We start from the raw sequence: 25,730 nt of genomic DNA on the forward strand, positions 1-25,730 counted from the left end.
TATAGAGCTGCCGCTTTATCTTTTGCTTCGAAGCTTTATATGTGCAAAAAGAAAATAGAGCCATTGGTGAGGTTTTTTCCGTAGTCATTGCTGCCGGTCATGTGCTTTTCTTTGGAATGGTTAGTGTTTTCAGTGGTGATTTTTGTTCAGCATTCCCCCCCGGCACCGGTCGCGGCATCTGATAAGATTTGTCAATAGAGATACGCATCCCCCCCTGCAATGGCAGCTGCTTTTGCGGGAGATGCGAATGTCCCCCCCCTTCCAAAAGGGTTATTGCTCTTCCCCCCCTGCCCAACACCGGAACATGAAGGTTTTGACCACCCGTGGTGCGGCCGCCGTCGTCTGCATCCTGATCGTGGTGTTAAGCACCGGCTGTACCACCGACCAGCAACAGGCTCCTGCCCAATCTGACGGAACTCCGGACGAGTCATCCTATGCAACCGTTCTGGATGCGGGAACACTTGGTGCACGACTTGACGAATATCCGGTAGCAACCCTCTCGGCAGCAGAGGAATCAGATCTCCTCTACATGCAGGAAGAAGAGAAACTTGCCCGTGATGTGTATGGTGTCTTCTCTGATACCTGGAACATGCAGGTTTTCAAAAATATCGGGAAGGCGGAACAGACACATATGGACAGTGTGACCGTTCTCATCAAACGCTACGGACTGGAGAATCCGTCTGCATCAGCCACCACAGGGGGGGTGTTTGCCTATCCCGAACTGCAGGAGCTCTACGATGATCTGGTGAAAAGAGGTGCCCGGTCTCCTGAAGACGCCCTTCGTGCCGCCATTCTGGTTGAAGAGACTGATATTGTGGATCTCCGGGATGCGATGAGCCGGACAGAAAACGGGGGGGACATCCGCTATGTCTATGATAATCTGATACGGGGGGGGTCGGAGAATCACCTGCGTGCCTTTGTACGGAACCTCGAACAGCAGGGTGAATCGTATGCACCGGTGGTGCTGACACAGGCCGATTATGACAGGATTGTTTCCGGCTCTGTCCGGCCGGGAGGTTTTACCTGACCCGGCCCCCCCCGGACGCCGGTGTTTACTCGTCCCCCCCGGCAAACTCCTGCACCCGGCCGACCTGTCCGTCGGCGAGCCGCACCTTGATACCATGCGGGTGAAATGAGGAATTGGTGAGAATATCTTTTACTATGCCGTCTGTCAGTTTCCCGGTTCTCTGATCTTTTTTCAGGACAATCCTGACGTTATCCCCCGGGGGGGAGATATTCCGCCTCTGCCTGCCGTCACCTTTCTTCTCCATCTTTCGGTCTCCTCGTGTGATATCGTAAAAATCTGTATCTGTTCTGTTTGCGGTAACAGGGGGGGAAAAGAGTGCGGAAGGTATCCGGATGCACAGACCGGCAGAGACAGCGCCGGACAGAGGATCCTATCGCCGGAGAGCCCATCTGGTGCATGGTGGCACACAACCGGATGGGAAAGACGACCCCGTTTACCCTACCTGCCGTGCGCCATCCTCCTCAGGGGGTCTGCAAGGCAAAGTATTAATTATGATACTGTTGATTTAGGTGTGTTGGCTTCTCTGTCTGTCCGGGGGGGATGACAGGGAAGCCTCACTATTCCTGTCCGTATTGTTTCCTGTCATTTCTTCGGCGATGTCGGCTTTTTCCGGAGTATCTCTCTCGCCCGTCAGACATGTAATCTACCGGTGCAGGCTCCCCCCCGGCATGAGGCATAAAATGTTCTCAGTATCTGTTTTTTCCCGGTTTGCCGTCGAAATGCTCAGAATCTGATTGCCGGTGGATGATGCCGGTGGTTTTGCCGTTTTGTTCTGTTCAGTCCGGGTTTTTCGGCAGATCAAATATTAATACTATACCCTCCCTAGCAATGGTGATGAAGTGTGAGAGCTATCAGAGTTCTCTGACCAATGCGAAGATACTAATTGTAGAGGATGAGGTCATCATCGCAATGGCTCTGGAAGACTCTGTTCATGGCTTCGGGTACCTGGTGGCAGGAAGGGCAACGACGGGACAGCGGGCAATTGATCTTGCCATGGAGACCCAACCTGACCTGGCCCTCATTGACATCCGTCTGGATGGTGAGATGGATGGCATTGAAGCGGCGGAGAGGATATACCGGCGCCTGAAGATCCCGGTGATATTTCTCACTGCCTACTCGGATGAGGAGACGCTCTCGCGTGCGATACGGACGAACCCATATGGCTACCTGATAAAACCGATCCGGCCGCGGGAACTCTATACCACGATTGAGACATCCATCTATAAACACCGGCGTTCGTGGCGGAGGAGGCTCGTGTCGCCTGCCTCTCTGCGGTGACCAACAAACTGGAAAATCCGGTGGAGCAGGTCAGGGCCAGCCTGAAAGGTCTCACCTCCGGCATACAGAAAGGTATCATGGATCTGGACGATGTGGAGGTCATCCTGCAGGCACATGTGGATGAACTCGAACGGGTCAGGGCAGATCTTCGCGAACTTAATGATACGATGTTCCGGGCCTGAGCACTCCTCTTTTTTGCATGCCGGTATCACTATTTTTTTGAAGAGTTGCGGGGGGGAACGCTACAGGATATACAATGACAGGCAGAACAGAGATACCCGCACATGAGGTTCTGGTGTACGAACCTGCATATCCACTGAACCTGGATGCCACCCTCTCCTGCGGCCAGCTCTTCAGATGGAAAAAAAGGGGGAGATACCTGGCAGGGAGTGGTGGATGGCAGGGTCATCAGCCTTTGTCAGGACGGGGTGAGGCTCTCCTTTACCGGCTGTTCGGAAGCATTTCTCATCTCATATCTGCACCTCGACTGCGCCTGTGATGCCATCGTCTCCGGGTTCTGCGGTGACCCCCCCATATCACCGATGCCGTACGCCGCATCGGTGGTCTGCGCATCGTCCGGCAGGATCCATGGGAGTGTCTTATCTCGTATATATGTGCCCAGAATGCGAACATCCCGTTCATCACCCGGATGATCGAGAACCTGTGCCACGCCGCAGGGAGACCGATCAAAGCACCGGACAACACGATCCGGTATGCCTTTCCCACACCAGAGGCCCTTGCCACCCTTTCTCTCGAAGAGATACGCGGATGTTCCCTTGGATACCGGGCACCCTATATTCACAAAACCACCGCTGCCATCGCTGCAGACCCCCCCGGATGGGCCGAACGCATCCGAAAGCTGCCCTTTGAAGAGGCACGCCGGGCGCTGCAGGCCTATCCCGGCATCGGCCCGAAGGTGGCGGACTGTGTGCTGCTCTTTGGCTTCCAGAAGTACGAGTCCTTTCCGGTGGATGTCTGGATACGGATGATCATGCACCGTCTCTACGGCATCGGCAATCCGGAAAAATCCCTCACGCCTGCGGAATACGAGCGTATCCGCCGGTTTGCACAGGAGCATTTCGGGCCTTACGCAGGCTACGCACAGGAGTATCTCTTTGCTGTCCGCGAATCCTATGCCGACGAATAATGCTGAAACGAAATCAAAAAAAGGTATTATGTGCCTGTTGTCCAGGAGTGCATGTAGGTATTTTGTTCCTCTGAGAGTGTGTCGATGGTGACACCGAGGGATGCCAGTTTGAGGTGCGCGACCGTTGTATCAATCTCATGGGGCACTTCATAGACGCCGCCCTTCAGGTCACCGCCGTTTTTATACATATACTCCGTGCAGAGTGCCTGTAGGGCAAAGGAGAGATCCATCACTTCCACCGGATGGCCCATGCCCTTCGTAGTGGCGAGGTTGACAAGTCGCCCTTCTGCGAGCACGCTGATGCGGTTGCCGTTCACAAGATACGTGTCAATGCTGTCCCGCGTCTCTTTTGCCTCTGCATGTTCTTCCAGCCACGGGATTTCAATCTCCACGTTGAAGTGCCCGGCGTTGGCAAGAATTGCGCCGTTTCGCATCAGCGGGAAGTGCTCACCCGTGATGATGGAGGTGTTGCCGGTCGTGGTCACAAAGATTTCACCGATGGCCGCCGCCTCTTTCATGGTCATCACGTGGTAGCCGTCCATGTGTGCTTCAAGAGCACGCCGGGGGGGATCCACTTCGGTGACAATGACCTTTGCACCGAGGCCGTGTGCCATTCGTGCCAGTCCGCGGCCGCAGTAGCCGTATCCTGCCACCACAAACCACTTGCCGCCGATGAGGGTGTTCGTGGTGATCATGATGGAGGAGAGCGCGCTCTCGCCGGTGCCGTGGATATTGTCAAAGGAGCGTTTCATCGGGGTGTCGTTCACCGCGATGACCGGGAACTCAAGGCCCCCCCGTCGTCTGCCATCGCCCGCAGGCGCTGGATACCGGTGGTCGTCTCCTCGCACCCGCCGATGATCGTATCGAGCAGATCCCGGCGAAGTGTGTGTATGCGGTGGATGAGGTCCATACCGTCATCGATGGTGATATTAGGGGGGGATGCATCAAGGACCTGGTCCATTGCGGCATAATACTCGTCCACACTGCAGGCACGGGTAGCATAGCAGTGCACACCGGGCACCCGTCCAAGAGCACGGGCCACATCGTCCTGTGTTGAGAGGGGGGTTGCAGCCGGTGATATGCACCTCTGCCCCCCCGCCCGCGGCCATTGTTTCGACAAGGACCGCGGTCTTTGCCTCTACGTGGAGGGCCATACCAACGGTGGCCCCCCCGGCAAGCGGCTGTTCTTTTTCAAACCGCTTGCGAATCTCTGCAAGCACCGGCATATACTGCCGGGCCCAGCCCATCTTCAGTTCTCCTGAGTCCATGGTCATTTCACTGTCCTGATTAGCGTATGTTACAGCGGTTTAAGGGACTTTTTATTATCACGAATTCAGACACTTCGGCAGACTGATACACAATAATCATATGCCCCCCCTGCCCACCATCTACTACGATGGTTCTCACCAAACGTATCATACCGTGTCTGGATTTAAAGGACGGCAGGGTTGTGAAAGGGGGGGTTAATTTTCTTGGTCTGCGGGATGCCGGGGGATCCGGTGGAACTTGCGGCCCGGTATAATGAACAGGGTGCCGATGAGGTGGTCTTTCTGGATATCACCGCATCAAAGGAGGCCCGTGGTATCATTATCGATGTGATCGAGCGTGCGGCGGATCAGCTCTTTTTGCCCCCCCTCACGGTCGGCGGCGGCATCCGATCCATTGACGATATCCGGGAGATTCTCCGGGCTGGTGCAGACAAGGTCAGTATCAACACCAGCGCCGTGCAGCACCCGGAACTCATATCCGAAGGGGGCGGTGATGTTCGGGTCGCAGTGCATCGTTGTTGCAATGGATGTGCGCAAAAACGATGAGATGCGGGAGGGGGTGACGCCCATCACGATGCCGGACGGGTCCGTCGTCTGGTATGAAGTGGTCATCTACGGCGGCAGCCACCCGACGGGCATCGACGCGGTAAAATGGGCACAGGAGGTTGAACGCCGTGGTGCGGGTGAGATTCTTCTGACCTCGATGGAAACCGATGGCGTAAAACAGGGTTTTGATGTGGCGGTGACTGCGGCCGTATCCGATGCCGTCGCATTCCGGTGATTGCAAGCGGGGGGGGTGTCGGTACGCTGGAACACTTCTATGACGGTTTTGTCGTGGGCCATGCCGACGCCTGCCTTGCCGCAAGTGTCTTTCACTTCGGTGAGATGACCGTAAAAGAGGTAAAAGAGTATCTCAGAGACAGAGACGTGCCTGTACGCATCTGAGATCTATTTCCATCGCACATATGGGTGCGTCCAGTTCAAAGGCCCGGATGACATCCGGGTTTATTTCCCCAAATACCCCTGCTTTTTTGCCGTCCACGATGATATCCGCCCGGCGTCCGGGAATGAATGCGGGATCCTCTGACTCCTCTATTTCATAGGCAAGCTGCATCTCCCGCATCAGGCGTCTGCGCAGGCATAAATTTCTGAAAAGTCCGCCTCCGTGTGGATGCTCACGGCGGCCACCTTCTGGAAGGTCTCGGTGCCTTCCACGCAGTCACCGATGGCAAAGAGGCGCTGCGGCAGTTCCCGGTGGTGATTGATCTGGAGCGTCTCCACCAGCAGCGGAAGAATGTCGGTGCGCATGACCGTCTGCTCCTCTGATATCGGACGCTGCAGTCTCAGCACCTCTGCGTTTGGTTCCCGCTGCATCGCGGTATAGAGCACCCGTTCATTTGTGAGCGTGAAGGCATCATCTCCAGGAATCCGAGACCGGCGAGAATCTCACGCACCCCGTCCATCATGACCATCACCGGATGAGGTCTTCCCGTGGTGAACGATTCCGGTAGGGCGGCATCGAAGTTCTCGAAGCCGTAGGAGATGGCCACATCCTCAAAGATATCCCAGTCGTGCATGATGTCAGACCGGTAGCAGGGCACAGTGACTGTGACCTCATCCTCACTTTTTGCCTCAGCCCCCCCGAACCGCATGGTCTGCAGGTGTGCAACCATCTCCTCTGCAGTGAGGGGGATGCCTAAGAGGCGGCGGCACTCGTCCACACTGACCGTGCGGAGGGAGGGGGCAAGGGAAGGCATCGGTGTGCCGTCTATCTCCACGCTCTCGATGGTGGCCCCCCCGGCATCCGCAAGGGCGGTGCAGATGTTGTTGACCGCGGTCATCACGGCCTTTTTGTCCGTGCCCGTGCAGTCGAGGAGGATATTCCGTGTTGCGGTGGTCACCTTCGTCAGTTCACCGTTGATGATGGGCGGGAAGGAGAGGACATTGTCTTTTGCGTCCGTGATGAGCGGGAACTGTGCATAGTCGCGTACGAGGTGGGCATAGTCCATCCCCTTCGGGTGGCGCTCAAGGATCTCCTCCAGCGTCATCTCCTCTGCGAAATCGAGGGGGGGCACGAAGGCACGGTCACGCGGTGCGGCCTGGTAGTAAAACGGTGGAGTGACGGTGTCCATGTCGTGCACCCCCGATCGCCACCTTGCCGCGGCCTCTGCCGACCGCCCAGTGCAGGGCTTCCTGCAGACCCATCAGGCTCTCGATGGCCTCTTCCGTTAACGAGACGTTGCGGATGACCGCAGACCCGAGGAAGGGCCGGATCTCAGCGAGGCCGGGGGGGTCAACCCGGAAGCTGATGCCGGAGGGGGGGTGATGGGATAGTCATTGATACCGTCTTTGAGTCCCAGAAATCCCTGCATCGCCCGTGCAACCCCCCCTTCGGTGGAGAAGAGATCCGGCCGGTCAGGGAAGAACTCCACATCGATATGATCCTCTTCGATACGTTCAATGTCGGCACCGATCATCGGCACCCGGTCGATGATGGTATCACGGTCGGTGCCGGTCAGGGTCTCCAGATATTTGTAGGGCAGTTTGATGATTGGCATTAGTCTTTCCCTCCCTGCATCATGGGGGTGTCACGTATCCAGTCCACGTCACTGCGGTAGAGCTGGCGCAGGTCACGCAGACCCATCTTTAGCATCGCAACACGGGAGACGCCGAGTCCCCCCCAGGCAAGCACCGGGTATTTTACGCCCCCACGGGTCAGTGACCTCTTCACGGAAGATACCTGCTCCGCCAAGTTCGACCCAGCCGAGGCCGTCCACATATACCTCCGGTTCGACCGATGGCTCGGTGTAGGGGGGGAAGTAGGCCGGGCGGAACCGCACGTCCTCGAATCCCATTCTCCCGTAGAACTCCTTTAAGAATCCCATGAGATGGCGGAATGAGACGTCCTTGTCCATCACAATACCCTCGAGCTGCTCGAACTCCGGGGGGGTATGGGGTGGGGGGGTCGATGGCCTCACGCCGGTAGACTCTCCCGATGCAGAAGGCCTTCACCGGTTCGTCGGGATGATCCTTGAGGTACTGGATTGAAAGGCCGGTGGTATGGGTTCGCAGCACATTGGTCTGTGCTTGGCAGGCACCAGGTGCCGCCCCATCCGACGGATGAGGTGGTGCCGCCGTGTTCGTGCACGTCACGAACCTGCTCCCAGTTCTCCGGCAGGGGGGGGTGGTGCTGTCCAGATAAAAGGTGTCCTGCATCTCCCGTGCGGGGGGGTGATCCTGTGGCTGGAAGAGGGCGTCAAAGTTCCAGAAAGAACTCTGCACCACATCCCCCCCGTAGATTTCAATGAACCCCCCCATCTCAAGGAGCACATTGCGCATCTCATTGATGAGGCGCTGGTAGGGGTGTATCTTGCCGGGGGGGACGATGCGTTTGGGCAGTTTGTCTACGCTGTAGCGCCGGAGGTTCAGGTCTTTCCAGTCACCCGAGAGGATCTGTTCCCGGGTGAGGGTGCCCACCTCCTCTCTCAGGTCGATGCCTGCTTCGACAAGCGCCTTTCCCGCCTCGGTAATGGCAATCGAATAGGTGGTGGTCTCGGTCTCTTCGGCGAGACCGCGTTTCACCAGTTCAAGGATACCTTCCCTGTTTGCGTCAGGGTCACGGAGCGCCACTTCGTCAGCGCCTTCCGGTGCATCACCGGTCTTTTTTACCTGCCCTTTCTCAATGGTGACCCAGCCCTTCTTCTTCATCCAGCCGATGGCAATCCGGGAGAGTGGATGTGCCTGCATCTCCTTCATGCTGATCTCATTCTGGAATGAGGCATAGACCTGCCGCTCCGGGAGGCCAAGGGTGGCATACTGCTCTCCTTCTGTCGTGAGGGCATAGCTGACCGTGATGGTTCGGTCAAGGCTGGCAATACCCTTGTCGGCGCAGAGGTGGGCGAACTGTACCACCGCTGCTGCGGTTGTGTTCAGTTCCCCCCCGGCAATCACCTCGGGTGTAGCTCTTTGATGGTGTTTAAGACCACCATCATGCGTTTTTCGTTATATGTCAGTTCCGCCATTATCGTTCATCCACCTTATGTTCCGCTTCATCCATCCGCTCTTTAAAGTCTGCAAGGAACTCTTTGACCCGTTCGTAGGTTGCCTTCTTGCAGGTGCCGCACATCAGTTCACCCGCCTTGCAGGCCCGGCAAATCTCGGTGAGTTCGTCGTCATCGTCCACCATGTGGAAGAGGTTGAGGAGATACACCGAGCACTTCTCCGGTTCACCGCCAAGCTTTTTCTGTTCCTCAAGGGTCATCCGGCCGCCGGTGACAGCGCCCATGATCTTCTTTTTGACCGCCTTGTCTGTGTCACAGAACCCAATAAAACTCTCCGGGACACTGGACGACATCTTACCGCCCTGCAGGCCCTGCATAAAGTAATGATAGGTGGCAGACGGAGAGTAGAATCCGAATCCCCCCCCATATTCAATCTCGATGCTGCGGACTTTTGCATCCACGTCAGCGAGGCCTGCCCCCCCTTTGATATCAACATGCCCCCCCTCGTATTTCTTTGAGCCGGGGAATGCCGTATGCACGGCGGCGAGTGCCTCTTCGGGTGCGTTCTTGGAGCGCACGCTCACATACCCGTCCCGCATCTCGACCGTGAAAAAGCGGAGTTTGTGTGCGATGTCACGGGTGAGGCGGATGTGGGGGGGTCCTGATCAATGCCCACCGGAACGATGGTGGGTGCGGGCCCGGCATCCTCCTGTGGGAAGAGGATATCGGCGACCTGCGTTGCGACACTCATCGCATGGGCAAGGGCTGTCTCCTGCCCGAAGCCGTATATTGCCTGCAGGTCGGAGAAGTTCATCTTTATTGCCGCTTCAAAGGCGAGGTCTTTGAGGCGGTTATTGGTGCTCTGGTAGTAGGTTTCTCCCTCATACCCCCCCAGTGCATAGAGACAGGTGAGATATTCCCTGCCGTATTCGTTGCATTTGTCCCATGAGATATTGCGCACGGCATGTGCCTCACGGTCGGCGACTGCCACGTAGCCGTTTCCGCCCTGCTGCACGTGCCAGGCCACCTCCTTCATCACCATCAGGTGACCGAGATGGGGATGCCCGGATGGCATAAACCCGGTCAGCACATGAAAGGGGGTGTTATTATTCATCGCATCCACGATGGGGCGATAGTCACGGTGCCCGATCACAATGCCCCGGCGCAGAAATGCCGGGGGGGGTTGTGGATCTCCGGGATCACCGGCTCAATAGGTTCGATTCCAAACTCCGTAAAGAGTTTATCCGTGTCGATGGACTGGTTTGCAGACCATGGGTTAATCTCCGACTGCATAGAAACAGATCACTCACAATTTGATTCGTGCAAATTCAACGAATTCAATACCATTTTGTTCGGTACATGCAAAAAGCATCTTCTTGCGCACACTGTGTGCCAGCCTGACGGAACGTGATATCACGCTCATGGGCAGGGATGAATCGGCGGGAAGGGCGTGGACGAGGAGTTCAGAGTGTTTCTTCTCTCCTGAATATACGCGGAAATGGTGGCCGAATTTATAGGCGGTACGGGGGGGGTCTGGCCCTGAGAGCGCAGGTATGCATAGACCTGAGACTTCTCTTTCCATTCCGCGTCCTCTTTGGGGATATCCTGTCGGATGGCTTCTCCGTTCTCATCTCCGGTGATGGTGAGAACCCCCCGTGTGTCCAGCAGGTAGAGCGTCTCCATCGGGGGGGAGAGCATCAGACGTGCGGAGTCCAGTTTTGTACCAAACCACAGGGAGTCGGGGGGGAACGCTTCGGTGTCATTCGTGATGACAGAATTTCCGGCACGTATGCCGGTTATCTGGGGGGGATATCCGGTGCCGCACCTGTTTCCTTCAGGGACTCGGTCTTCACATCGTAGTAGGTGAGTTCGTCTTCATCATCGACTGCGGCGAGGACAAACTGTTTGCGCATATGCGTTGCCGATTCCACTTCCCCCCCGGCAAGCTCACGGAAGGTGATGAGGTCACGCTCGGAGAGCACACGGATGAGATAATTTGTTCTCCCGGTGCCGGGGGGGCGCTCTCCCCCCCTCCGGAATACGCGGAAGTCCTGGGGGGGGCCGGGTAGAATCACGTAGCCCCCCCTTTCCCGCATATCCCGGTAGACCAGAAACCGCCGCATAAACCCGGGCAGAGATGAGAAGTCTGTGATGAGTGACTCAAAACTCTCGCCCTCTACGGTGATCTTCTTTTTCAGCACCAGATACAGGGCCTCTTCCGGAGATAGGCTGAGGCCGTCCGCTGTCTTTCGTCCATACCCGCTCTGGTCATACAGGGTATGTCCGTCCTTTCCGAGCACCACGGTGGTGCCGTCCCGTCTCGCCTTCACTGTTAGTAAAATTGGGGGGGATGATATCTTAAATAGTTGGGTGGGAAGGCACTCCGGTACCTGCCTCTTCTGCCAGTTTCCGGGCACATGCAATATTCCCACGGTCGTTTCGGCGGCAGTCCACCGGTGTCTCACAGATGAACGGGAGGGCCCGCAGTGCCGGGTGGGTGACCACCGACCGGATGCCTTTCTCGCCGATCATCCCGAGGCCGATATGGGCATGACGGTCACGCCTGCCGTTGAGTTCGGACAGGGTGTCGTTGAGGTGGATGATCTTCAGATGGGAGAGACCAATTGCTGCATCAAAGTGTCTGACGACAGAGTCTGTGGCCTCCGCTGTCCTGAGGTCGTAGCCTGCCGCAAATGCGTGGCAGGTATCAAAACAGACACCGACCGGACCATATTGCTCCACCCCCTCCATGATCATTGCAATCTCCTCAAAGGTGGTGCCGATGCTGTTCTGTGTCCCTGCGGTATTCTCGAGGAGTATTATCACCTCACCTTCAGCGGCTGCCACTCCTTTGCCGATGGCCGTTATCGCCCGTTCGCGTGCCGCCGCAGCGTCGCTGCCGAGACTGCTGCCCAGATGGGTGACAAGATACGGGATGCCCAGCATGCGGCAGCGCTCCACTTCTTCAACAATCGCTGAAACTGACTTCTCCCAGACGTCCGGCCGGGGGTGTGGCAGGGTTGGGGAGGTAGGGCATGTGCGCCACCACCGGGGCGATGCCGCTCTCCTCTACGGCCTGCCGGAAGGTGGATGCTGCCTCTGCGGTCAGGGGGGGTTTTGTCTTCCAGCTGCGTGGGTTACAGGTGAATATCTGGCAGGTGCTGCAGGTGCGTTCCTGTGCACGGGGAATGGCCTGTGCGAGGGATCCTGCGATGGAGACGTGGCATCCGATGTTGATCATGGCTGTCAGGAATGCATCTGCATCCGGCAGACAAAAAGGGTGGCATGTTGGCGGGCGGGGGGGCCGCCGGATGTAGAACTGGAGGAATGATGGGAGAGGTTCCCGGTCAGTTTTGTTCCATTAACCGGCTGAGTCCGGAGATCATTGCGGCACCCACCTCCCTGGTGGATGCCTTCCCGCCGGTGTCGGGTGTCATGATGCCTGCCTCTGTTGTCAGGCGGATGGCATCTTCGATAAGGGCTGCCCCGGCGATATCTCCCTGATGGTGCAGCAGCATCGCCGCCGACCGGACGGCGGCAATGGGGTTGGCGATGCCCCCCCGTCCTGCGATATCCGGGGCGCTCCCGTGTACCGGTTCAAAGAGGGCGTGCGAATCGCCGATGTTGGCGCTGGGCAGCATACCCAGTCCCCCCCCACCAGATAGGCGGCTGCGTCAGAGAGGATGTCGCCAAAGATGTTCGTGGTGACGATGACATCATACCGCTCCGGGTGCATGAGCACATCCAGTGTCAGGGCGTCGATGAACGCGGTGGTGTAGCTGACGCCCATCTCTTCTGCTGTTCTGATACAGATGTCACGGAAGAATACATCCGATTTGATGACGTTTGCCTTGTTCCCGATGGTGAGCTGGTTTTTGCGTTCCCGTGCAATGCGGCAGGCGGTTCGTGCAATCCGCTCGCTCCCCTTGCGGGTGATGACCCGCAGGGTGGAGGCCCGGTCTTCCTCCTGCCATTCAATCCCGGAGTAGAGGCCTTCGGTGTTCTCCCGCACGACCATGATGTCCACTCTGTTTCCCTGAATGGGCCGGAGGTTGGCATAGAGATCCAGTTCCTTTCGGATCTGCAACACGACACTGCGGTAATCGGATGCCGGGGGAGTGGTCACCGCCCCCCCAAAGAGGATGGCATCCGCATCCCGGAGGAGGGAGATGGCATCTGCCCCCCCGCATGCCTCCCCCCCGGTTCTCTGCCATGTCGCGTAGCCGACTTCCACCGGATAGAACTCATACTCCGGGTGGAGGAGGGCAAGGACGTCACGAGCCACCGGGATGACTTCCCGTCCGATGCCGTCCCCCCCTTCCACGACTGCAATGGCGGTCATTTCTGATCCCCCCCTTTTCTCCCCCCCTTTCTTCCTTTTCGTTCGATTTTCTTTCTTCCCAACCTGCACAGATGGCAAAGACTGCCTCGGCGATGGTTCGGGGGGGGTGGCCCCCCCCAGTGGACGACTGCCCCGTAGTATCCATCATGGACACCAATGCCGGCCCGTTCCGACCGGCAGCAGCGGGCGATGAATGGTTCTGCTGTTACCTGGTTTGCGGGGGGGCAGATGTCGGTGACCGAGAACGCGGCCTCCGCTCCGTAGCATTCGGCAAGCACCTGGCGTGCGGTCAGGCACCCTGCGACCGTTTCATCACCCCCCCGCAGACGGTCATTGTCAATCGTCCGGGAGAATCCTGCCGCCCGGCAGGGGGGTAGGCCTCTGCGTCAGTCTTCCGGATGTCTGCGATATGGTAGCAGAACTGCACCGTGCATTCCCCCCCGAAGAGGCCGGTCTGTTCCAGGTCACGGATGTTGTGGGCGAGATTCGGCCGGGGCGGTTCTGCGTCATAGACATGGATCGTAAAGAGTTCCTCTTCTGACGGGTCACAGACAAAGGTCCTGTGCTCATCCAGCCCCCCCGTAAAGACGGTGCAGCGTTTTCCTGTCGCGAGTGCCCGCCGGATGAGGTCGGTGCGGTTGTGGAGGTTCACCTTTTCCGGGTACATGCAGACATCTGCAGCGCCCGCCAGCAGGCGGGATGATTTTATCGCACGGAGCATTGTCGTGCCTGCTTCCGGTTCAACCGCCCATACTTCATGGCCGGTATCCGTGCGGCGGACAAGGTAGCGGGAGAGGAAGTATACTCGCTCTCCGGCGGGCTTCTCATCTGCCGATCCGACGGTCTTGCACTCTTCCGGGAAGATCATTTGTTTCTCCAGTAGGGAACGAGCCCGCCTGCCGCAAGAATCTCCTGCATCCGCTCTGAGAGGGGGGGCGGATCGGGTGGCGCACCCCGCCCGTCTCCACCCAGCCCTCCTCCAGTGATATAATGACGCTGCTGCCTTCAGAGCAGGTCAGCCCTTCGCACTCAATGACCGGCAGACCGACATTGATCGCATTCCGAAAGAAGATCCGGGCAAAGGAGGGGGCGATGACGGCGACGGCACCCGCCTCCCGTATGGCGACCGGTGCCTGTTCGCGGGATGACCCACAGCCCATATTATTGCCTGCCACAAGAACGGCGCCCTTCAGCGGGGAGCAAGCGTCGGGTCGAGGTCTTCGAAGACATGTTCGGCCCAGACGGAGGTGTCCTTTGTCCGGAGGTAGCGACCGGCGATGACAAGGTCGGTGTCGATGTCGGTTCCGATGCAGACGGCAGGGCCGGAGAGGGTCATAATACCCCCCTCCGGTGAGGTTATTTCGCCTTTCAGCGCACTTGCCGCGGCCGTTGCCACCGAGCCGAGATAATACTCCGCCCCCCCGACGCCCATCCGGTTTTTGAAGTTGCGGTTGGCAGTCGAGAGGGCAACCTCCCCTTCACCGAGGACACCCATGTGCATGCCGAGGCAGGGGCCGCATCCCGGCGGGCCGACCATACACCCGGCGGCGATGATCTCTGCGAGGACACCGCTCTCCGCCGCCTTTTGCATGATCGCACGGGACGCCGGGATAACGATGGTGCGGCATGCGACCTCTTTGCCGCGGACGATATGGGCGAAGCGTTCCAGATCCTCGTAGCGCCCGTTGGTGCAGGTGCCGACGAAGACCTGATCGAGGGGGGGGTGCCCGCATACTCGGTGACCGGGGGGGCCACGGTATCCACGGTGCGGGACTGAGAGGACCGGCTCCATGTCGGAGAGATCAACCGGGAGCTCACGGCAGTAGGTGGCATCCTCCGGGTCCTGTCGTTCGATGCGGTGACCGTATTGGGCGAGATATTCCTGTGTGGTTTTGTCGGCGTAGAAGAGACCGGTTTTTGCACCGCATTCAATGGCCATGTTGCAGAGGGTGAGGCGGCCTGCCATCGAGAGTGCGGCGGCGCCGTCGCCGGTGTATTCCAGTGCACGGTAGGTGCCGCCGTCCATGCCGATTTCGCCGGTGACCGTGAGGACGATATCCTTTGCCTCGCAGCACGCAGGCAGACGGCCGGTGAGCTCGATATTGATTGTTTCCGGGACGCGGAACCACGTGCTCCCCTCCGCCCAGATGGCCGCCATGTCGGTCGCACCCACGCCGGTTGAGAAGGCGCCGAAGGCACCCATCGTGCAGGAATGGGAGTCTGCCCCAACGACCACCTCACCGGGCAATGCCCGCCCTTCGCTCATCAGCTGGTGGCAGATGCCACGCCGACGTCGGTGAGAACAAAACCTGCGGCAGCGGCGAATGCCCGCAGCTCCTTCTGGAGCGAGGCGGTATGGGAGGTGTTCGCCGGTGCGATATGGTCGTAGATGATCGAGACCGTTTCCGGGCGGGCCGGTTTCGGGTTCCCCCCCATCTTTCGGTAGGCCTCCATGGCAAGCACCCCCCCGGTGCCGTCGTGGGCAAAGGCCCGATCCACGTCGCGATCCACATAGCTGCCCGCAGGGCCGCCGAGGATACGTTCGGAAAGCGTGCTCATGCCTCACCCCCCCGGTTTTGTGCCTCACGCAGGAGGTTCATCAGGACCTCATCGGTGACATTGCATTTCCCTTCCGAGATCTCCTTGACCCGACAGAGCACCCAGTGCACCTGTGCGGGGGAGAGGGTGCATCCCTTCGAGGCGATTACATGCTCGATGGCCTTTTTGCCGGTATGTTTGCCGAGGATATACCGCCGATGCTACCCACTGTCTCCGGGTGGAGGTTTTCGTAGGTCTCCGGGTCATCGAGCATCGCTGCGATATGGATGCCGCTTTCGTGGGAGAAGGCATTCTTCCCGACCACCGGTTTGGTATCCATCATCCGGATGCCGCTGTAGTTCTCCACCATCGCCGAGAGCGCGGGCAGGCGGGTGAGGTCATAGCGGTCCACGCCCCCCCGTTCAGTTGCAGGAGGGTGAGCACCTCTTCGAGCCGGGCATTGCCGGTCCGTTCCCCGATGCCGTTTACCGTGGTGTGCAGCTGAAATGCCCCGCATGCTGCTGCGGTGATCGTGTTTGCGGTGGCGCACCCAAGGTCATTGTGGCAGTGGATGGCAAGCTTGTTTGAGATGGTACTGCCGGTCTTTTCCATGAACTGCATCATATCAACCGGTGTCAGGCAGCCGAGGGTATCGGCAAATCCAGAGTATTCGGCACCATGCTCTGCCCCCCCTGCCGCATACATCTTCTGCAGAAAGACAGGGTCGCTGCGGGATGCGTCCTCTGCGGCGAAACGAACCGCAATCCCGTGATCATGGGCATAGTCAACCATGGCAAGACCCCCCCGTTCCAGCATCTCATCCGGTGTGCACCGGTATTTTATTCGCATGTGCAGGTCGGATGTCGCAATAAAGATGCTCACCAGATCCACTTCGCAGCCGATGGCCGCGTCAATATCGCCGGGGGGGACGGCACGTGCGAGGCAGCAGATGCGGGCGTCCAGTCCCATTCTGCAGATCTCCTGTACGCATCGGTATTCATTTTCTGATACTACCGGAAAACCGGCCTCAATGACCTCCACTCCGGTCTCATCCAGGAGCGAGGCGATTGCCATTTTCTCTTTGCAGGTGAAGGACACGCCCGGTGTTTGTTCACCGTCACGGAGTGTCACATCACAGATCTCAACATTCCACGGTTTCATGGTATTCTCCCTCGGGGCATCTGCCCTGATAATTATGCATTTCAGTCGGTCTTCCGGCACTAGTGCGGCCCGGATGGCCTCACGGTCTGCGGCATCCACCAGCACCGGTGTTGCCCAGCTGATGTAGGGCAGGATATCCGGTGCCGCCTGTTTTCCGGTCATCCCCCCCAGAACACCGTTTTCCACAATCACGACAAGGACGGGCAGCCCTTTTTCGTGTATGTCTGCAAGGGCGCTCAGCCGGAGTGCATCAGTGCATAGTCGCCCATCAGCGCCACCCCCCCGGTGCTTGTCGCAGCAACCGCAGGGCTGATCCCAGCCCATATCCGGCAGTGCCAATTTCCCATGGCGGGTTTTTGGAGAGAAGGCCACAACCGATGTCCAGGATCGGGTGCAGGTTCTTCTCCCGCATGACCTCCAGGAGGGGGATATACGGACAGCCCCCCCGGCAGAAGGTGCGGGCCGAGCCGCGTGACTGCATCGTTTCCGGCGCACCGGCCGGGGGTGAGACGGTTGAACAGGAGGGCACGCTGCCTGATGCGGCGGAAAAACGAGTGCGGGATGGTGTTTTCCTGTGCCCACCTGACCATCTCTCTGCGCCGGTTCTCCGCTGCCTCGGACCGCCCCCCCCGCATGGTCAGTGACGCATCTGCGATGGTTCCCGCTCGCTGGTTTCGCGCCGGAGGGTGGCCGTTTGTCTCTGCGGTAAGGACTGCGGGGGGGGTCACCCGCACCAGTGCGATGCGGGAGAACTGTTCCGAGGCCCGGAATGCCGTCTCGACAACGGTGGCAAGTTCGTCTGCCGCCGGGGCGAATACGGGTATCTCTGCGACTCTCCCGATACAGCGGGAGTCCTGTGCATTCTGTGAGCCTTTGACTTCGGTATCATCGCCGACAACGATCACAAGGCCTCCGGAAAGTCCCTGCACGGCAGCATTCATCAGGGGATCCATGCAGGCGTTCAGACCGACATTTTTCAGGATGACACAGGCACGCCGCCCGGAGACAGCGTCCCCCCCGAGTGCGTACTCAAGCGCCACCTTTTCGTTAACGGTGCAGACTGCCCCCCCGCAGCTCTCTCCCAGCGTGGTCATGGGGTATCCCGGCACGGTGTAGAAACGGTCTGCCGCCGTCCGGAGTGCGGTGGCAAGGCACGCTTCGCCGGTTTCACCGGGCCGATCGGGGGGGTTCATATGTCCCTCCCGGCGACAAGGTCGCATCCGCCGCAGAGCGTGCACATCGTCTTTGCTTGTGTGGGGGTCAAGGCCCGCTTTCGCGAGTGCGTTTTTGGCAAACTCTGCCATCCGGAGCATGCGGTCTGCCGTCGGGCGGAGAAGCCCCCCCGGCAGGCCGGGGGGGGGGGGGGGGCAAGGGGGGGTCGGATGACCGGGATCACGCCGATCTCCGTGAGACGGCGGATGCAGGTCTCCATCTCGCATCGGTCTCTCCCAGTCCGAGAATGACATTGGAAAATACCCGGTTTCTGCCGAATATGCGAACCGAATCCTCCAGTATCTCCCAAGTGGCTGCATAGTCCAGACCGGGGCACATCTCATGGAAGAGGGTCGGTGTCGCTGCCTCGATATTGAACTTCACCTCGCAGGCACCGGCGTCTTTGAGCCGCTGCGGGGGGGTGCCGGGCAGGGGGGGATAGATGGAGACGCCCACCGGAATACCGAAGTCTGCCACCGCCTGCACCACGGCAACGGCTCTTTTCTCATCCTCCTCCACAGATCCGATCACTCCGCTCGTAAGTGATATTGCATCAATGTCATCTTTCACCGCTGTGATCATTGCGCAGACCTCATCTCTCGTCTTGATATATTTTGGAAGAGAGGGCACCGCACAGTAGCGGCAGGAGAAGATGCACCCCCCCTCCGAGAGGGTGATGAATGCTGCCGGGGACAGTGGTATACCGCCTCTTCAATGTGGCCGCAGATATCAATGTCCGGACCGGTGAGGCGGGCGCTGCCGTCTGCATCTGCGGTCAGTGTCAGAAGAGAATAATCATCAAGGGCAAGCCGGATGCGACCCTGTGATGTCGCAAAAAAGATGGAACCCCTGCCGCCTGCCCCCGGGCCTGCGGTAGACTGTTCCGGATGGAACCGGTAGGTGCCTGTCAGGCGCACGCTGCCGTGCGCGAGAATCCGAGCCTTCAGGGTTCCCCAGTGCATATGGACAGCGCCTCATGGTAGCGGGTTGCAAACGGGATGGCCGCTGCAGCACCGATGATGCCCCCCCGCCCGTTCAGGCGGCATTCAATATGCTCACTAATGGCGTCAAGGTCATCGCGGGTCACCTCGCCGTGTTTCACCTTCCACCCATAATCCATGAGAGGTGCCGGGGGGGAGAAGCCGCGGAAGACTGCCATGCCGGTCTCATCCGAGAGGGTATATTTCCGGAGCAGTTCCTCGAATGCGGCCACCAGCCGTTCCGGTTCTGATGTGGCAAACTCGCATGCCACACCCACGCAGTTCTTTGTCCGGTAGGGCACCGGGAAGAGCTGGACAATGGTATGGGAGAGGTAGCGGGTCTCCGGGGGGGTCTGAACGGCTTCAGCGATGTTGTGTGCCAGGGTCCATGTGGCCCCCCTCCTCCGGGGGGGTATCGGTGTCGTCCACGCCGATGATCACCCGTTCCCGCCGGGGGGGCAGCCAGATTTGGGCACCAGCCTCACGCCCGCCGCCGCAGGGGGGGTCGCTCTTTGACCGGATGACGCCTTTTGCCTCTGCCCGGCAGACCGTGGCGCCCACGCCACCGCCGCCCACGCCGCGGTAGGTGATGCCGATCTCTCATCGGTGACAACGACGGCGGCAATCCCTGCCGGGAAGTAGGATCCCTCCAGCGGGAGTGTGGTCTTTCCTGCTGAGAGCAGGAAACGCTGGGTGTTGCCGATCACCCGGACAGACTGCACCAGAGGGCTTTTCTGATAATTGTGTCCGGCCCACATCGCCCCGCCGGTGCAGGCAAACTCTTCGATGAGTTCTACGGTTTTGCCGTCAACATCTGCGACCGCGCAGATCTCCGGGTAGCGGATGGAATAGGGGTCAGAGATGTTCGCCATATAACCCGGCCGCTTCAATGCCTGCATTTGCCCAGAGCACTGCACCGAGTGCCCCCCCTATTCTGCCCTTCCCTGCGCAGGTGTCGATATAGGTGATGCCCAGACGTTTTGCCTCTGCTTCACATTCCTGCTGGTTTAAGACCTCGGTCTTTACTTTTGTCTTGTAGGCTGACTCTTCCGGCAGGTCAATGCCGCGGTAGACGGCAATGCCGGTGTCATCACTGACCGCATTTTTCTGGATGAAGTCACGCACATAAATGAGCAGTTCATCAATTTTATCCGGGCGCACTGCGAAGTTCAGGGCCGAACCGACGCAGTTTGTTGTCTTGTTCGGGACCTTCGGGTTCAGCTGAATGAGGCGCATATTCAGGTATTCCACGCCTTCAATCGGGCATGCTCGGCACACTGGCTTGCAAGCACCCAGGTGGCCCCCCCTTCCTCTTTGGTATCCGTGTCATCGATACCGATGGTCACCTTCTCATAGCGGGGGGGTGAAAATCCGTGACCGGCTGAGGCGGGCACCGCCGATCTTCAGTTCATCTTCAGATTCAAACTCGGTCCGTATGACGCCGGGTGCCTGCGGGAGGCATGCGGCGACACCGACGCCGGCGCCGGCAATGCCTGCCCATGACGTGACGACCTCATCACCGCAGATCTCCACACCTTCCAGTGCCTGACCGCCCAGTTCCTGATCCGCCGGGCCAAAGCGGGCGGGGGGGTAGAGGCCGATCTTCGCCTGCATGGTCATCGATGTACCCTCGACCGTGATGCCCGTAACAGCACCACCGGCACGCTTCCGGTTCATGACATCCCATTCAATGGAACCGCGGCACCGGCACTCCTCCAGAATCTCTGCACGTCCTGCGTTTTCGTCAACCATTACCAACAGGCGCTGGGAAAAGAGGCGCCCGAAGCGTTTCTGTATCTCGTCAGGTGTGAATACTATCATATGTGTTTGTCACCGAAAATTTCGTTAACAGAATTATCGGCAACAAAGGTATTTAAGGGATGCGCAGTGCACCGGGGGGGAAAAAAGAGTGTTAGAGTATTTCTGAGAGTGAAAACTTGTACGGACCGAGGGTGCCGCCAAAGTTTCCTGAGGTGATCCGCTTGATGCCGGGCACGGTGACTGCTGCCTCAACGCCTGCCTTGGTGGCTGCCTTGATAGCTGCTTCGTCAACACCGTCGATGACAATCTCGTAGATACATGCAACGTCCTCGGGGGGGACATTGGAGTCTTCCACCTGGTCACGGATGGTGGGACAGTATTTCTCATTGGTGGTGGCCGCCATGAACTTGTAGGCCTTTGAGCCGACCTTGGAACCGGATGCGACAACCGGGAATGAGGTGATGGAGCCTGGACAGGTCTTAATAGCCTCGACTGCTTTCTCTGCAGATTCGAGTGCAGCTTCAACGGACTCTCCCATGATAAAGAAGTTGCCGCCTGCAATGCCTTTGACAATGCCGAACTCTTCCTCACCGATGTATTCGCCGTTCATGATGGGGGGGATGGCCCAGCATTTGCGTCCGCCGACTTCCACTTTGTGCTCAAATTTGTCGCCAAAGAAGTGGAGTTTGACATCGATGCGTTCCTCTGCCTCGGGCATGCCGTCAAAGACTGCTGCGGTGGGTGAGGTAAGCACACACTCTGCAAGGCGCTCGACAACCTGTTCCTTGAGTTTCTTTTTGCCGCCGGTAAAGATCAGGATGGCAACGCCGGGCCGTCCGTCCGGTGTCTCTTCGGCAGAGAGAATCCGTTCGATGCCTGCTTCACAGGGACAGCCGATGGCTGATGTGGCAAAACCGGTTGCTTCTGTTGCTGCGTTCACTGCCCATTTCTCATTGATTGCGGTGATAATGACCCGGCATGCCCAGTTGGGGAATGCCTCTGCATACTCATCTTCGATAAAAACGCCGTTTAATTCCATTATTAAACCTCTCGATACTAATCCAATATGTGGTGCACCCCCATTACTATAAGCTTTCTTTTTCGCTGTTATTTGCAGCAGATGAGGGCGGTCGAAGGAGGTGCTGATTGTATGGGTGATGCTGAGCATTTCGTTATATTTCAGGTTATTTCCCGAAATAATCAGTAATTGTCCATTTTTTTATGAATATGTCGATCCAACAAATGAGATAAGTTTAAATTTAGTAAGATGAAATCTCATATTATAGAGGAGATTGGAACATGGGCGATTCCAGAGATGTAATGAATTCATATGTTACCCGCGACCTGAGAAAGATGTTCTCACCGGGTGAGGGATGGAATATTGACAGAGACCCTGAGTGCGGCGGTGCATCATTTGCATACGTTGTCTCACGGAAACGCTTCGGCAAAACGTTACGCTATCCTGTGGAAGTTTGCATGGAAGCAGGTGTGTCTGCAGAGAAGGCATGTACGATACAGCAGCATTACGATGCGGCCCGTGAGGCAGGGGGGGTGGCACTTGAACCACTGATGCTCTTTGTGCCAACCGATGCAGATGTATCTGCAGTGCCTGCTGATGTAATGATCAATTACCTGAAAGTGCTCAAGGTTGAGGACGGACAGGTCATCTGGTGGAAGAAGGTTCTTCCCGCAGAATAATTTTTTTTAAAAATTAAAAGATATCAGGGAATTCTTCTTACGATCCCTGTTTCTTCGGTACGGTAACCGCCAAGACGGTGGAGTATCTCTTTGAACGTATCTGAAGCCACGTTCTCAAAGAGTTGCCTGACTTCAGGCATGGCATCTAAGGTCGCAGTTCGTGTTACCAGTTCATAGCGTTCTGTCCCGATGGGAGTGAACGAAAGACCCAGGGCCTTTGCCGCACTGTATACGCCGATACCTGCCTCTGCCTCGCCTGAACGGACCGCAAGGGCTACGGCAAGATGGGTGGTGGCCTCCCGTTCGTATCCGGTGATCTCTGCGGGGTTCACTCCCTTCTCCTTCAGGAGATGGTCGAAGAGGATGCGGGTTCCCGAGCCCTTCTGGCGGTTGATGATCCGTTTGTCTAGCAACTCATCAAACGTGATCGGCTCAGGAGCGATGATGCCCTGTTCCCGTTCTGCCACGCAGAGGAGAGTGAGCGGTGTCTCCGGCAGATATTTTTCCAGGTAGTGGATGTTGTAGCTGCCGTCATCTGAGAGAAGATGCATCGGTGCCACATGGCAGGTATCCTGTTTTAGGGAGAGGACACCACCCATGCTGCCGGCATGGGTGGGATGGAGAGTGACTGCGTGTTTCCGGAGCATGTCGCCGAGGTAATCGATGCACGGGTCATGGCTGCCGGTGATAAGGAGGGATTCCGCTGCAACGGACTGGGGGGGAACCATCAGCGTCGCCTGCACTTCCTCACTGGTCATCACTCCCTCTTTTCGTGCGGGAATTTTCATATAGGCATTGGCACGGACGGCACTCATCTGCACCCCCCCGGCACCGCGGGACTGGGGGACGGCCACCCACCGGTCGCTGACTCTGCCCACAGAGAGCAAAACAAATTCGTCTGTTCCCCCCCTGCTGAATCCAGACGTGTGGACAGAACGGCAGGGATGGTCTCCGGCACGGGTGGCTGCAGGCCATATGCTCCCATCATCGGAGTGATGAATTCACGGATGATGGTGTAGGCGGCGAGCGGATATCCAGGCGTGCCGATGACCGGTTTGCCTTCAATAGCGCCGATGATGACCGGACGTGCCGGTTTGATAGCAACACCATGGATGAACACCTCGCCCAGCTCTTCGATGATGGATGCCGTGTAGTCACGGGTTCCTTTGGAAGAACCGGCAGAGATGATGAGCATGTCATTCTCTTTGATGCCACGGATGACGGCCTCGCGAATCTGTTCCGGTTCATCCGGCACGATGCCATAGTGGGTGGGCGTGGCACCGAGGTCACGGAGCATGCCACAGCCATCTGCATATTGCTCTCGATGACCTGCCCTACTTTTGGCCGGGTGCCGGGGGGGGCACCAGTTCACTGCCGGTGGCAATGAGCCCGGTCCGTACGGTTCGCACCGGGACGGTTGTCACCCCGTAGGCCGCCAGTGCCCCGATTTCATGGGGGGACGGATACGGTGGGATGAAGGGACGATCATCTCGGATTCGCCGATGTCTTCTCCCACTGGCCGGATGTGCTGCCACGGGGGGGCGGCGGCCCTGCGGATGAGATAGTGTCCTGCCTCATCCTCCTCCACATCCTCGATCATGATCACCGCATCATACTCTGAGGGTACCACATTGCCGGTGTTGACTCGCAGGAAGTCCTGCAAAATCACCGGACGCTGTTCACCGGCACCGTGCGTATCCTTGCTTTTCACTGCAATCCCGTCCATCGCCGATAGGTGTACCTGCGGAACAGACTGCCGGGTAAAGACCGGTGCGGCCGTCACCCTGCCTGCCGCGTCGGATAATGATACCTCTTCCTCGGTGGGTGTGTAGGAAAATGATGAGAGTGTTTTTCTGAGGGCTTCCTCAAGGGAGACCAGTTCTAGAAATCGTGTTACCACAGGATCACCTCAACTTCTGCACCCTTCTCGTAGCCTTCCCTGCCATCCGGGACACGGAGGAGACCATCGCTTTCGATGAGGGTATTGGTGAGGCCGGACTTCCCGAAGAGCGGGTATGCGTCCCGGCCCTCAAGCCTGACCCGTACATAGTCTTCGCGTCCACGTGCGGACGGAACCGGGGGGGCGGCGCATCGGGCAGGCACGGTTATTCGTGTGACATTGCTTCCCGTCATGGCAGCGATGAGCACATCGCCAAGTGCCACCAGCACCACATATGCAGATGCCGGGTGGCCGGGAAGGCCGAGGACAGGGACATCATCAATGGTGCCGATGATGGTCGGTTTGCCGGGTGCAAGTGCAATCCCGTGTGCATGCACGGTGCCGAGGTCTGCAAGAATGGCCGCACACATGTCCCGTTCCCCCTTTGGAGCTGCCACCGGAGATGCAGACCAGATCACACTCGGCGACCGCCTGTCGGATGGCCTCCTCAAGGGGGGGCCGCGTTCGTCAGGGATGATGCCATAGATGCGGGGGGGATGGTGCCCCCGTGTCTGTGCATATCCGTCGCAGAGATAGGTGTTGACGTCCCGTATCTCCCGGGTCCGGGTGTCTGTTCCGGGCTGATGAGTTCATTGCCGGTGCTGATGATTCCAAGAACCGGCTGCCTGCAGACCGGCACCGTGGTGATGCCGAGTGCACCCATAACCCCGAGGTCACGGGGGGGTGACAGGCACCTGCCCGCCGGAAATACTCGATCTCCTTTTTGGAAATCATCTCCCGGAGGGTGAGGTTTTCCCCCGGTGCGACCGCCCGGTAGACGAGCACATCGTCCCCTGATTCCTCTGCATACTCGATCATGGCAGCGGCATCGGCACTCCGGGATGACGGCGCCTGTCGGGACATACCGGCATTCGTTTGGTGCGACCTCTCCGGCATCCCCCCCGTCTCCCATCCCGACGCGGCCGGTGATGGTGAGCATCGCAGGCAGTGCTTCACCCGCACCGACCGTATCCGTTGCACGGACGGCATATCCGTCCACCACGCTGCGGGTGAAGCCGGGAATGTCTTCTCCTGCGGTGGCCGGACGAAAGAGCACTCTGTTGTATGCTTCAGAGAGAGCTACTGTTTCCTCTCCCATGAGCGGTGCGATCTTTCGGAGTACCTCCTCTGCCTCAGAGACCGGAATAAGATCAAGAAAAATGCTCATTTGAAACAGCCCAGCTGGCAGCCCCCCTGATCTTGACCCGGGGGTCCCGGCTGTTGCAGTAGCGGGCAATGGCGGTCTTTGATACCGCATATTTCTCAGAGATCTCAAATGCCTGTATACAGGTGATCTCATTTTCAATTCCATAGTCTTCGAATATTTTTGCAAGGTCGTCTGTTGTCATGCTAACATATGGTGGTCTTTGATTGAAAT

The 25,730-nt window shown here is 58.2% G+C and carries 21 protein-coding genes and 14 pseudogenes; 8 read left to right on the forward strand and 27 right to left on the reverse strand.

The window, feature by feature from the left end; all coding sequences use genetic code 11:
* The first annotated feature begins 142 nt into the window (after nucleotides 1-142).
* Nucleotides 143-1,027, forward strand: a complete 885-nt coding sequence (locus JCM10550_RS01475) for a DUF2202 domain-containing protein (RefSeq protein WP_157199824.1) — start codon at nucleotides 143-145, stop codon at nucleotides 1,025-1,027.
* A gap of 25 nt (nucleotides 1,028-1,052) precedes the next feature.
* Here JCM10550_RS01475 and JCM10550_RS01480 read toward each other — a convergent pair whose 3' ends face one another.
* Entirely contained in the window at nucleotides 1,053-1,271 is a 219-nt protein-coding gene (locus tag JCM10550_RS01480) for a YwbE family protein (RefSeq protein WP_062396468.1), read from the reverse strand.
* 71 nt (nucleotides 1,272-1,342) lie between these two features.
* On the opposite strand from JCM10550_RS01480, the gene JCM10550_RS17905 reads away from it, so the two are divergent.
* The 5 genes from JCM10550_RS17905 (at nucleotide 1,343) to JCM10550_RS21355 (ending at nucleotide 3,452) form a co-directional block, all read left to right on the forward strand.
* Entirely contained in the window at nucleotides 1,343-1,516 is a 174-nt protein-coding gene (locus JCM10550_RS17905) for a hypothetical protein (RefSeq protein ID WP_157199825.1), read from the forward strand.
* A 264-nt stretch (nucleotides 1,517-1,780) separates the two neighbouring features.
* Nucleotides 1,781-2,305, forward strand: coding sequence for a response regulator (locus JCM10550_RS01485; protein WP_245618582.1), 525 nt, complete (start codon nucleotides 1,781-1,783; stop codon nucleotides 2,303-2,305).
* Complete coding sequence (locus tag JCM10550_RS01490; RefSeq protein ID WP_157199826.1) at nucleotides 2,266-2,487, forward strand: hypothetical protein; 222 nt, start codon at nucleotides 2,266-2,268, stop codon at nucleotides 2,485-2,487. Before JCM10550_RS01485 ends, JCM10550_RS01490 begins: the two co-directional genes overlap by 40 nt.
* A 144-nt stretch (nucleotides 2,488-2,631) precedes the next feature.
* A complete protein-coding gene (locus tag JCM10550_RS21350; protein ID WP_245618583.1) occupies nucleotides 2,632-2,958 on the forward strand; it encodes a hypothetical protein in 327 nt (108 codons plus the stop codon).
* The gene (locus JCM10550_RS21355; protein WP_245618584.1) at nucleotides 2,955-3,452 is read left to right on the forward strand and encodes a hypothetical protein; all 498 of its coding nucleotides are present in this window, start codon (nucleotides 2,955-2,957) and stop codon (nucleotides 3,450-3,452) included. Before JCM10550_RS21350 ends, JCM10550_RS21355 begins: the two co-directional genes overlap by 4 nt.
* Nucleotides 3,453-3,478: 26 nt before the next feature.
* Here JCM10550_RS21355 and JCM10550_RS01500 read toward each other — a convergent pair.
* Nucleotides 3,479-4,720: pseudogene (locus JCM10550_RS01500) on the reverse strand (adenosylhomocysteinase).
* A 128-nt stretch (nucleotides 4,721-4,848) separates the two neighbouring features.
* On the opposite strand from JCM10550_RS01500, the pseudogene hisF reads away from it, so the two are divergent.
* Nucleotides 4,849-5,665: pseudogene (hisF, locus tag JCM10550_RS01505) on the forward strand (imidazole glycerol phosphate synthase subunit HisF).
* Here the strand turns inward: hisF and pheT are convergent.
* From pheT to fhcD, 21 genes and pseudogenes are all read right to left on the reverse strand, one after another.
* A pseudogene (gene pheT / locus JCM10550_RS24115) lies at nucleotides 5,634-7,278 on the reverse strand (phenylalanine--tRNA ligase subunit beta). The pseudogenes hisF and pheT sit on opposite strands and share 32 nt — an antisense overlap.
* Nucleotides 7,278-7,451: a hypothetical protein gene (locus JCM10550_RS24120; protein WP_281175209.1), complete on the reverse strand. Its 174-nt coding sequence runs from the start codon at nucleotides 7,449-7,451 to the stop codon at nucleotides 7,278-7,280. The pseudogene pheT and the gene JCM10550_RS24120 overlap by 1 nt, the downstream one beginning before the upstream one ends.
* Nucleotides 7,452-7,458: 7 nt before the next feature.
* A pseudogene (locus JCM10550_RS24125) lies at nucleotides 7,459-7,605 on the reverse strand (phenylalanine--tRNA ligase subunit alpha); the annotation flags it as partial.
* Nucleotides 7,606-7,744: 139 nt separating this feature from the next.
* Nucleotides 7,745-8,428, reverse strand: a pseudogene (locus JCM10550_RS24130) (phenylalanine--tRNA ligase subunit alpha); the annotation flags it as partial.
* Between the two features lie 313 nt (nucleotides 8,429-8,741).
* A pseudogene (locus JCM10550_RS01520) lies at nucleotides 8,742-10,014 on the reverse strand (tryptophan--tRNA ligase).
* A 13-nt stretch (nucleotides 10,015-10,027) separates the two neighbouring features.
* Nucleotides 10,028-11,051, reverse strand: a pseudogene (locus JCM10550_RS01525) (tRNA-intron lyase).
* Between the two features lie 28 nt (nucleotides 11,052-11,079).
* A pseudogene (locus JCM10550_RS01530) lies at nucleotides 11,080-11,962 on the reverse strand (deoxyribonuclease IV).
* Nucleotides 11,963-12,068: 106 nt separating this feature from the next.
* Nucleotides 12,069-13,063: pseudogene (locus JCM10550_RS01535) on the reverse strand (isocitrate/isopropylmalate family dehydrogenase).
* The gene (locus JCM10550_RS20010; RefSeq protein ID WP_175020529.1) at nucleotides 13,060-13,341 is read right to left on the reverse strand and encodes a hypothetical protein; all 282 of its coding nucleotides are present in this window, start codon (nucleotides 13,339-13,341) and stop codon (nucleotides 13,060-13,062) included. Before JCM10550_RS20010 ends, JCM10550_RS01535 begins: the two are co-directional and overlap by 4 nt.
* 11 nt (nucleotides 13,342-13,352) lie before the next feature.
* Nucleotides 13,353-13,931 (reverse strand): hypothetical protein, encoded by a 579-nt coding sequence (locus tag JCM10550_RS01540; RefSeq protein WP_175020530.1) that lies wholly within the window; start codon nucleotides 13,929-13,931, stop codon nucleotides 13,353-13,355.
* Nucleotides 13,928-14,399 (reverse strand): annotated as a pseudogene (locus JCM10550_RS01545) (3-isopropylmalate dehydratase). The gene JCM10550_RS01540 and the pseudogene JCM10550_RS01545 overlap by 4 nt, the downstream one beginning before the upstream one ends.
* Before the next feature lie 9 nt (nucleotides 14,400-14,408).
* Nucleotides 14,409-15,622, reverse strand: a pseudogene (locus JCM10550_RS01550) (aconitase/3-isopropylmalate dehydratase large subunit family protein); the annotation flags it as partial.
* Nucleotides 15,619-16,762, reverse strand: a pseudogene (aksA, locus tag JCM10550_RS01555) (homoaconitate hydratase). The pseudogenes aksA and JCM10550_RS01550, both read right to left, overlap by 4 nt.
* A 236-nt stretch (nucleotides 16,763-16,998) precedes the next feature.
* Nucleotides 16,999-18,201, reverse strand: coding sequence for an indolepyruvate ferredoxin oxidoreductase (locus tag JCM10550_RS01560; protein WP_245618586.1), 1,203 nt, complete (start codon nucleotides 18,199-18,201; stop codon nucleotides 16,999-17,001).
* Complete coding sequence (locus JCM10550_RS21375) at nucleotides 18,155-18,604, reverse strand: hypothetical protein (protein ID WP_245618587.1); 450 nt, start codon at nucleotides 18,602-18,604, stop codon at nucleotides 18,155-18,157. The genes JCM10550_RS01560 and JCM10550_RS21375 overlap by 47 nt, the downstream gene beginning before the upstream one ends.
* Nucleotides 18,553-18,936, reverse strand: a complete 384-nt coding sequence (locus tag JCM10550_RS21380) for a hypothetical protein (protein ID WP_245618588.1) — start codon at nucleotides 18,934-18,936, stop codon at nucleotides 18,553-18,555. Before JCM10550_RS21380 ends, JCM10550_RS21375 begins: the two co-directional genes overlap by 52 nt.
* Nucleotides 18,918-19,826, reverse strand: a pseudogene (locus tag JCM10550_RS01570) (DUF1743 domain-containing protein). The gene JCM10550_RS21380 and the pseudogene JCM10550_RS01570 overlap by 19 nt, the downstream one beginning before the upstream one ends.
* On the reverse strand, nucleotides 19,810-20,205 hold the full coding sequence (locus JCM10550_RS21385) for a DUF1743 domain-containing protein (RefSeq protein ID WP_245618589.1): 396 nt from the start codon (nucleotides 20,203-20,205) through the stop codon (nucleotides 19,810-19,812). Before JCM10550_RS21385 ends, JCM10550_RS01570 begins: the two are co-directional and overlap by 17 nt.
* A complete protein-coding gene (locus JCM10550_RS21390) occupies nucleotides 20,193-20,348 on the reverse strand; it encodes a hypothetical protein (protein ID WP_245618590.1) in 156 nt (51 codons plus the stop codon). Before JCM10550_RS21390 ends, JCM10550_RS21385 begins: the two co-directional genes overlap by 13 nt.
* Nucleotides 20,305-20,775 (reverse strand): hypothetical protein, encoded by a 471-nt coding sequence (locus tag JCM10550_RS21395; protein WP_245618591.1) that lies wholly within the window; start codon nucleotides 20,773-20,775, stop codon nucleotides 20,305-20,307. The genes JCM10550_RS21390 and JCM10550_RS21395 overlap by 44 nt, the downstream gene beginning before the upstream one ends.
* Before the next feature lie 91 nt (nucleotides 20,776-20,866).
* Entirely contained in the window at nucleotides 20,867-21,754 is an 888-nt protein-coding gene (gene fhcD / locus JCM10550_RS01580; protein ID WP_062396474.1) for a formylmethanofuran--tetrahydromethanopterin N-formyltransferase, read from the reverse strand.
* Nucleotides 21,755-22,014: 260 nt separating this feature from the next.
* Here fhcD and JCM10550_RS01585 point away from each other — a divergent pair, with 260 nt between their 5' ends.
* Complete coding sequence (locus JCM10550_RS01585) at nucleotides 22,015-22,413, forward strand: hypothetical protein (RefSeq protein WP_157199827.1); 399 nt, start codon at nucleotides 22,015-22,017, stop codon at nucleotides 22,411-22,413.
* 23 nt (nucleotides 22,414-22,436) lie between these two features.
* Here JCM10550_RS01585 and JCM10550_RS01590 read toward each other — a convergent pair.
* From JCM10550_RS01590 to JCM10550_RS01600, 4 genes and pseudogenes are all read right to left on the reverse strand, one after another.
* Nucleotides 22,437-24,313, reverse strand: a pseudogene (locus JCM10550_RS01590) (molybdopterin biosynthesis protein).
* Nucleotides 24,307-24,771 carry a hypothetical protein gene (locus JCM10550_RS21400; protein WP_245618592.1) on the reverse strand — a complete coding sequence of 155 codons (465 nt, stop codon included), beginning with the start codon at nucleotides 24,769-24,771 and terminating at the stop codon, nucleotides 24,307-24,309. The pseudogene JCM10550_RS01590 and the gene JCM10550_RS21400 overlap by 7 nt, the downstream one beginning before the upstream one ends.
* A 29-nt stretch (nucleotides 24,772-24,800) precedes the next feature.
* Nucleotides 24,801-25,520, reverse strand: coding sequence for a hypothetical protein (locus tag JCM10550_RS21405; protein WP_245618593.1), 720 nt, complete (start codon nucleotides 25,518-25,520; stop codon nucleotides 24,801-24,803).
* Entirely contained in the window at nucleotides 25,504-25,701 is a 198-nt protein-coding gene (locus JCM10550_RS01600; RefSeq protein WP_245618594.1) for a hypothetical protein, read from the reverse strand. Before JCM10550_RS01600 ends, JCM10550_RS21405 begins: the two co-directional genes overlap by 17 nt.
* Nucleotides 25,702-25,730 lie beyond the last annotated feature (29 nt).

The organism is Methanogenium cariaci JCM 10550, from assembly GCF_001315945.1.
Taxonomy (GTDB): domain Archaea; phylum Halobacteriota; class Methanomicrobia; order Methanomicrobiales; family Methanomicrobiaceae; genus Methanogenium; species Methanogenium cariaci.

Coding starts and splice junctions, on each gene's coding strand:
- JCM10550_RS21350 (WP_245618583.1), top strand. CDS start 2,632: ATGCCACCCTCTCCTGCGGCCAGCTCTTCAGATGGAAAAAAAGGGGGA.
- fhcD (WP_062396474.1), bottom strand. CDS start 21,754: ATGGAATTAAACGGCGTTTTTATCGAAGATGAGTATGCAGAGGCATTC.
- JCM10550_RS21380 (WP_245618588.1), bottom strand. CDS start 18,936: ATGCACTGGGGAACCCTGAAGGCTCGGATTCTCGCGCACGGCAGCGTG.
- JCM10550_RS21405 (WP_245618593.1), bottom strand. CDS start 25,520: ATGAGCATTTTTCTTGATCTTATTCCGGTCTCTGAGGCAGAGGAGGTA.
- JCM10550_RS01585 (WP_157199827.1), top strand. CDS start 22,015: ATGGGCGATTCCAGAGATGTAATGAATTCATATGTTACCCGCGACCTG.
- JCM10550_RS01480 (WP_062396468.1), bottom strand. CDS start 1,271: ATGGAGAAGAAAGGTGACGGCAGGCAGAGGCGGAATATCTCCCCCCCG.
- JCM10550_RS21355 (WP_245618584.1), top strand. CDS start 2,955: ATGATCGAGAACCTGTGCCACGCCGCAGGGAGACCGATCAAAGCACCG.
- JCM10550_RS01540 (WP_175020530.1), bottom strand. CDS start 13,931: ATGATCTTCCCGGAAGAGTGCAAGACCGTCGGATCGGCAGATGAGAAG.
- JCM10550_RS01600 (WP_245618594.1), bottom strand. CDS start 25,701: ATGACAACAGACGACCTTGCAAAAATATTCGAAGACTATGGAATTGAA.
- JCM10550_RS01560 (WP_245618586.1), bottom strand. CDS start 18,201: ATGCGAGATGGAGACCTGCATCCGCCGTCTCACGGAGATCGGCGTGAT.
- JCM10550_RS21395 (WP_245618591.1), bottom strand. CDS start 20,775: ATGATAGTATTCACACCTGACGAGATACAGAAACGCTTCGGGCGCCTC.